Genomic DNA, 7,156 nt, shown 5'->3' with positions numbered 1-7,156 from the left:
CTCCCTGCTGCGGGGGCGCCATCGGCGGGGCCGCCCGCTGCGGGCCCGGCGCCGGAGCGGCGTGCCGGGCCTGCGGCGGCGCGGCGTGCCGTGCCGGCGGCGGCGGGGCGGGCGTCCAGGCCGGCGGGGCGGGCGGCCTCGCGCCGGACACGACCACCGGCGGCAGCAGCGTCGTCGCGGCCGCGTCCTCCATCGGGGGGACGGGCGGCAGCAGCGTGGTCGCCGCGTCGTCCATCGGCGGCTGCCCGTACCCCGGGTAGCCGTACGGCGGCTGCTGCCCCGGCTGCGGCGCCTGGGCCTGCGGGTACGGGTGCTGCGGGTGCTGCGGCTGGGGCTGCTGCTGCTGCGGATGCCGGTAGGGCGGCTGGGGCGGCGGGGGCTGCTGCGGCCACTCGCCGTAGCCGCCCTGGTTCGCGTTGTTCATGTCCGTCACGCCGCTCAGCCTCCCGCGAACGGCGGCAGCACCTCGACCGTGCCGCCCTCGGTGAGGGCCACGGTCGTGTGGTCCCGGCCGCCGACCTGGGAGCCGTCGACCAGGTAGGAGCAGTGCCCGAGCAACTGGACGAGCTTCGGCCGGTCCGCGTGCCGCCGCCTGGCCTGTGCCAGCGCCTCCGCCAGGGTCACCGCCTCGTACGGCTCCTCGGCCAGCCCGGCCTCGGACTTCGCGGCCGCCCAGTAGCGGATCGTCCCGCGCACCCGGGCGCCGCTCGCGGGCTCCGTGGTCGCACCCATCGGGGCCACCCCTTCTCGTCGTCCTCGCCCGGCCCCGGTGCCCCGGTCCGGCTCGCCACCGGGCCGCCCGACCACCCGAAAGATGGACTCGCACGGCGCCGCCGATGTGCGTCCCATGATGGCGTGTCCGCCGCCACGAGCGGCAATCGCCCTGGCCGAGGGGGCCCGGAGGACGGCTCGAAGCTGTGTCCAGGCTCACCCGGCGCGCGCCCGGATTGGGCGAACCGCCGGATTCGAGCCCTCCCGGCGCGGATGGCCGTCGGCTATCCTCGACGTCCAAGAGGGATCCGGGCAGAGTCGCCCCCGGGTCCTTTTGTGCTTTCAGGACGCCAGTACGGACATTCTTGCGATTCGTCGGCCCACCCCCGGCGCGTCGCGGGAACCGCCCCGCCCCACGCGGCACGACGACGTGCCCCGGCCGGCCGGGGTGTCCACCCGGCACCCGGGCCGCCGCCCGGGACCGGAACAAACCGGAGGGTTCGCGGGATGAACAGGACAGAAACGGTGCGCCAAGGGTTGCGGGACCCTCGGCGCGTGCGCCGTCGCGTCCTGCGCACCGGCCGGCCCTCCGGCGCTCCTCGGGCGTCCGTCCACCTCCCCCCGACCTCAGCACGTGCGCCATCCGGCTGTGGCGGCAGCCGTAACGCGACCGCGACGACCCGGAAAGGGGACTACCGGGTATGAGTTCTCTCCTCCTCCTCACCAACGCTCTGCAACCCTCCGCGGAGGTGCTGCCGGCCCTCGGCCTGCTGCTGCACAACGTCCGGGTGGCCCCCGCCGAGGGATCCGCCCTGGTGGACACCCCCAGTGCGGACGTCATCCTGGTCGACGGCCGGCGCGACCTGCCGCAGATCCGCAGCCTCTGCCAGCTGCTGCGTTCCACCGGCATCGGCTGCCCGCTGATCCTGGTGGTGACCGAGGGCGGCCTCGCCGCCGTCACCGCCGAGTGGGGCATCGACGACGTCCTGCTGGACACGGCCGGCCCCGCCGAGGTCGAGGCCCGGCTGCGGCTCGCACTCGGCCGGCTCCACATCAGCACCGACGACAGCCCGATGGAGATCCGCAACGGCGACCTCACGGTCGACGAGGCCACCTACTCCGCCAAGCTCAAGGGCCGGGCGCTCGACCTCACCTTCAAGGAGTTCGAGCTGATCAAGTACCTCGCCCAGCACCCCGGCCGGGTCTTCACCCGGGCCCAGCTGCTGCAGGAGGTCTGGGGCTACGACTACTTCGGCGGTACCCGGACGGTGGACGTGCACGTCCGCCGGCTGCGCGCCAAGCTCGGCGTCGAGCACGAGCAGCTGATCGGCACCGTGCGCAACGTCGGCTACCGCTTCGTCGTCCCGGAGAAGCCGGAGAAGGGCGAGCGCCCGGAGCTCGCCCAGCGCCCCTCGGCGCCGCTGGAGGCCTGACCGACGGCCGGGCGGGCCGCCCCCGCCCGGCTTGTCCGGTTCGCTCCCCGGCACCTGCCGAAAGCCCTGACGGAAAGCCCTGGGGCCCGTCTTCGAACTCCCGTCGTCCGCCCGGAGGGCGGGCGTGGCGGCGTTGGGGTGCGTGCATCGCAAGGCGGAGGAGGGAGCCACTGCGGTGGGGGCACCTCCCGGCCGGAGGCTGGGGGCCATCGGCGACCGACGACAACGCGGCGAGGTGCGTGCCCCAACGCCGCCACGCAGGCGGGAGTTCGAAGACGGGCCCCAGGTCCCACTGCCGACGCGCACGCCACACGCGTAGACTCCCCCCGTGGCCAAAGTGACGCGCGACGATGTAGCCCGGCTGGCTGGTACCTCGACCGCGGTCGTCAGCTACGTCATCAACAACGGGCCGCGCCCGGTCGCGCCCGCGACCCGGGAGAAGGTCCTCGCCGCGATCGAGCAGCTCGGCTACCGGCCGAACAGCGTCGCCCAGGCGATGGCCTCCCGCCGGACCAACCTGATCGGCATGGTCGTCCCGGACGCCCGCCAGCCCTTCTTCGCCGAGATGGCGCACGCCGTGGAACGGGCCGCCTCCGAGCGCGGCAAGCTCGTGCTGATCGGCAACTCCGACTACGTGGACGACCGCGAGGTGCACTACGTCCGGGCCTTCCTCGGGATGCGCGTCTCCGGCCTGATCCTGGTCAGCCAGGGCCCCTCGCAGCGCGCCGCCGAGGAGTTCGCCGCGATGGAGGGCGCCAAGGTCGTGCTGCTGCACCGCCGCCCCGAGGCGATCGACGACGTCGCGGTGGTCACCGACGACGTGGGCGGCGCCGAGGCCGTCGTCCGCCACCTGCTGGAGGTACACGGGCACCCGTACGTGGCCTGCTTCGGCGGCCCGGTCGAGTCCCCCGCCCCCGGCGACCCGGTCATCGACCACGTCGAGGGCTGGCAGCGCGCCATGGACGCGCACGGCCTGCCCACCGAGCCCCACCTGATCGACGCGCCCTTCCACCGCTACGGCGCGTACGAGGTCGCGCTCGGGGTGCTGCGCTCGCCGGACCGGCCGCGGGCGATCTTCTGCTCCACCGACGACCAGGCGATCGGCGTGCTGCGGGCCGCCCGCGAGGTCGGTCTGAAGGTCCCGGAGGACCTCGCGGTGGCCGGCTTCGACGATGTCCCCGAGGCCGCACTCGCCGACCCGCCGCTGACCACCGTCGCCTCCGACCGCGACGCGATGGCCCGGGCCGCCGTGGACCTGGTGCTCGACGACTCGCTGATGGTGCCCGGATCGGACACCGAGCGGGTCCGCAAGTTCCCGTCCCGCCTGGTGATCCGCCGTTCCTGCGGCTGTGGCGGCGCCGCGGCGGTCCCGACCGGGGAAGCGGAGTAGCGCACTCCGCTCCACCTGCCACCGCACACCGCCTGACCAGGCTTTATGAGAACCCAACGGGCTTCTCGGACCCTTCTGAGCCGGTTCTCATGCCATCCTCATCCACCAGGCGGACGTTGGTCGGCATGAGCGAACAGCAGCAGCACCACGACGAGCAGTACGGCCCGTACGAGCCCCGCGTGGTCGAGGGCACCGTCCTCGGCAGCAGCGCCGCCACGACCGCCTACGGGTACCACGAGGACCACTCGGCAGGCGGCTTCGACTCCCCGACCCCGCCCCCGCCCATGCCCCCCGAGCCGCCCACCGCCGGCCAGCCCGGCGGCCACGGCAACCGCGCCCGGCGCGGCCTGCTGCGCGGACGGCTCGCCCTGGTCACCGCCGTCGCCGCGGTCGCCGCCGTCATCGGCGGCGTCACCGGCGGGTTCGTCGCCGCCGAGCAGCACGGCTCCGCCGCCCGCACCAGCACCGTCGCCAGCCCCGTCTCCGCCCGCTCCGACGGCGGCGCCGACGTGCCGGCCATCGCCGCCGCCGTCTCGCCGAGCGTCGTCCAGATCACCGTCAAGAACGGCAACGGCACCGCCACCGGCACCGGCGTCATCCTCGACACCAGCGGACGGATCCTCACCAACTACCACGTGATCGACACCGCCGCCGACGGTGGCCAGATCACCGTCGCCTTCAAGGACGGCTCCACCGCCCCGGCCACCGTCACCGGCACCGACAAGTCCCTCGACGTCGCCGTGATCACCGCGAGCGGCGGCAAGAACCTCACCCCCGCCACCCTCGGCGACTCCTCCGGCGTGGCCGTCGGCGACCCCGTCGTCGCCATCGGCAACCCCGACGGCCTCACCGGCACCGTCACCTCCGGCATCATCAGCGCCGAGAACCGCGACGTCACCGTCCAGCTCGACGAGGGCACCACCAGCAGCAACGGCGGCTTCGGCTTCCCCAGCCTGCCCGGCCTGCCCAACCTGCCCGGCACGCGCGGCAACCTCCCCCAGCAGAACAGCGGCAGCACCACCACCTACAAGGCCTTCCAGACCGACGCCGCCCTCAACCCCGGCAACTCCGGCGGCCCGCTCATCAACGCCAACGGCCAGGTCATCGGCATCAACTCGGCGATGTACGCCCCCAGCGGCGCCAGCTCCACCGCCGGCGGCGGCAGCAGCAGCGCCGGCAGCGTCGGCCTCGGCTTCGCCATCCCGATCAACGACATCAAGCAGGTTCTGCCGAAACTGGAGGCCGGCCAGAACCTGTAAGACGGACAATTACCCCCGGTACCCCCAGCAGGCCCTCCACCCGACGAGAAAGGGCAGCAGCCCATGACCCCGTCCGCCGACGACCGCACCGCCGCCGAGGCCGGCCACCCCTCCGCCCGGCTCCTCGTGGTCGACGACGAACCCGCCCTCCGGGACGCCCTGGAGAGCAGCCTCGCCTTCGAGGGCTACGAGGTCGCCACCGCCACCGACGGCTACGAGGCCCTGGAATCCGTCGAACGCGACCGGCCCGACCTCGTCCTGCTGGACATCATGATGCCCCGGATGGACGGCCTCACCGCCGTCCGCCGGATGCGCTCCCGCGGCGACACCGTCCCCGTCCTGATGCTCACCGCCCGCGACGCCGTCGGCGACCGCGTCACCGGCCTGGACGTCGGCGCCGACGACTACCTCGCCAAGCCCTTCGAACTCGACGAACTGCTCGCCCGCGTCCGCGCCCTGCTGCGCCGCAACGCCCTCGCCACCGAGGCCGCCGCCCGCGCCGCCGCCGAGGACGAGAGCGAGGTGCTGGCCTTCGCCGACCTGCGGATGAACACCGCCACCCGCGAGGTCACCCGCGCCGGCAAGCCCGTCGAACTCACCCGCACCGAGTTCATGCTGCTGGAGATGTTCCTCGCCCACCCCCGCCAGGTCCTCACCCGCGAACAGATCCTCAAGGCCGTCTGGGGCTTCGACTTCGAACCCTCCTCCAACTCCCTGGACGTCTACGTGATGTACCTGCGCCGCAAGACCGAGCAGGGCGGCATGCCCCGCCTCATCCAGACCGTGCGCGGCGTCGGCTACGCCCTGCGCCCGGCCGCCGGCGCCACCACGTGACCTCCCCCACGCCCTACCCGCCCCCGCCACTGGCTCCACCCGGCGTCCCCCGCCGCCGGCGCCTCTCCCACTGGCTCCGCTCCCGCTCCCTCCGCAGCCGCCTCACCTTCCTGAGCGCGGCCGCGGTCGCGGTGGCCATCGCCCTGTCGGCGCTGGCCTGCTGGTTCATCGTGGAGAAGCAGCTGTACGACCAGGTCCGGGCGGACCTGGCGGGTGCTCCCGCAGCACCGATCGGGAGGAACCCCCTGGTCTGCTACGCCACCCCGGAAGCCGCGCTGGAGAACCAGCGCGGCGTCGTCATCCCGGACATCAGCGGAGCCGTCCCCCGGGACACCCAGTTCCTCCGGGCCGGGGCCGAGGGCGTCTGCCTGCCCCCCGGGGCGACCAAGGCCATCGTGGCCACGTCGGCGGACGCCGCCGGATTCCGGCTCAAGCCGGGCCAGTCGATCATCCGGGACGGCCGGTACACCAACGGCGACCCCGCGATCGTCCGGCTGACCCTGAACCACAGCTTCCAGGTGCCCGTCGTCGTCATGGTGGCGACCCCCTCCCAGCCCATCGAGGACTCCCTCCAGCGGCTCGCCCTCCTCCTCGGCGGCGTGGCCCTCGGCGGGATCATCCTCGCCGCCATCGCCGGCCGCGTGGTCGCCCGGTCCGCGCTCAAGCCCGTCGACCAACTCACCGACGCCGTCGAGCACATCGCCCGCACCGAGGAGGTCGGCACCACCATCCCCGTCCAGGGGGACGACGAGATCGCCAGGCTCTCCACCTCCTTCAACTCGATGAGCACCGCCCTCGCCAACTCCCGCGAGCGGCAGACCCGTCTGATCGCCGACGCCGGGCACGAGCTGCGCACCCCGCTCACCTCGCTGCGCACCAACGTCGACCTGCTGATCCGCAGCAACGACACGGGCCGCCCGCTGCCCGCCGCGACCAAGACCAAGCTGCTGGGCAACATGAAGGCGCAGATGCAGGAGCTCACCGTCCTGATCGGGGACCTGCTCCAGCTGTCCCGCCCGGATTCCCCCAAGCCGGTCCACAACCCCACCGTGGTGGCCCTGCACGAGATCGCCGGGCGGGCGGTCGAGCGGGCGAAGCTGCGCGGCCCGGGGCTGGTCTTCGAGACCGCGACCGACCCCTGGTTCGTGCACGGCGACGCCGCCGGGCTCGAACGGGCGGTGATCAACCTGCTGGACAACGCGGTCAAGTACAGCCCGCCCGGCGGCACCATCGAAGTCCGGCTCCAGCAGGGCGTGTTGACCGTCCGCGACCACGGCCCCGGCATCCCGCCGGAGGAACTGCAGTACGTGTTCGACCGGTTCTGGCGTTCGCCGTCCTCGCGGCAGCTGCCCGGCTCCGGCCTGGGCCTGTCGATCGTCGCGCAGAGCGTCCGGGAGGCGGGCGGCGAGGTGTCGCTGGGCCCGGCCGGGGACGGCGGCCCGGGCGCGCTGGCGACCGTCCGGCTGCCCGGCGGCCCCGCCCCCGAATAGGGCGGGACGGGCGGACGACGCAGGACGGGCGGGGCGCCC

6 protein-coding genes and 1 pseudogene are annotated in these 7,156 nt (G+C 73.9%); 5 read left to right on the top strand and 2 right to left on the bottom strand.

Going from position 1 to position 7,156, the window contains the following annotated elements; all coding sequences use genetic code 11:
• A pseudogene (locus ACFWPT_RS37450) lies at positions 1-433 on the bottom strand (hypothetical protein); the annotation flags it as partial.
• A gap of 5 nt (positions 434-438) precedes the next feature.
• Entirely contained in the window at positions 439-732 is a 294-nt protein-coding gene (locus tag ACFWPT_RS37445; RefSeq protein ID WP_063351215.1) for a MoaD/ThiS family protein, read from the bottom strand.
• Positions 733-1,412: 680 nt separating this feature from the next.
• On the opposite strand from ACFWPT_RS37445, the gene ACFWPT_RS37440 reads away from it, so the two are divergent.
• The 5 genes from ACFWPT_RS37440 (at position 1,413) to ACFWPT_RS37420 (ending at position 7,117) form a co-directional block, all read left to right on the top strand.
• Positions 1,413-2,144, top strand: coding sequence for a response regulator transcription factor (locus ACFWPT_RS37440; RefSeq protein WP_063348270.1), 732 nt, complete (start codon positions 1,413-1,415; stop codon positions 2,142-2,144).
• A 328-nt stretch (positions 2,145-2,472) separates the two neighbouring features.
• Positions 2,473-3,534 (top strand): LacI family DNA-binding transcriptional regulator, encoded by a 1,062-nt coding sequence (locus ACFWPT_RS37435; RefSeq protein WP_363632082.1) that lies wholly within the window; start codon positions 2,473-2,475, stop codon positions 3,532-3,534.
• 125 nt (positions 3,535-3,659) lie between these two features.
• A complete protein-coding gene (locus ACFWPT_RS37430) occupies positions 3,660-4,793 on the top strand; it encodes a S1C family serine protease (protein WP_380487304.1) in 1,134 nt (377 codons plus the stop codon).
• Positions 4,794-4,856: 63 nt separating this feature from the next.
• Complete coding sequence (locus ACFWPT_RS37425; protein WP_380380016.1) at positions 4,857-5,627, top strand: response regulator transcription factor; 771 nt, start codon at positions 4,857-4,859, stop codon at positions 5,625-5,627.
• Complete coding sequence (locus ACFWPT_RS37420; protein ID WP_380341842.1) at positions 5,624-7,117, top strand: sensor histidine kinase; 1,494 nt, start codon at positions 5,624-5,626, stop codon at positions 7,115-7,117. The genes ACFWPT_RS37425 and ACFWPT_RS37420 overlap by 4 nt, the downstream gene beginning before the upstream one ends.
• Positions 7,118-7,156 lie beyond the last annotated feature (39 nt).

It is taken from the genome of Kitasatospora sp. NPDC058478, assembly GCF_042720345.1.
Taxonomy (GTDB): Bacteria; Actinomycetota; Actinomycetes; order Streptomycetales; family Streptomycetaceae; genus Kitasatospora.
This window is presented reverse-complemented; position numbering and strand designations above follow the sequence as displayed.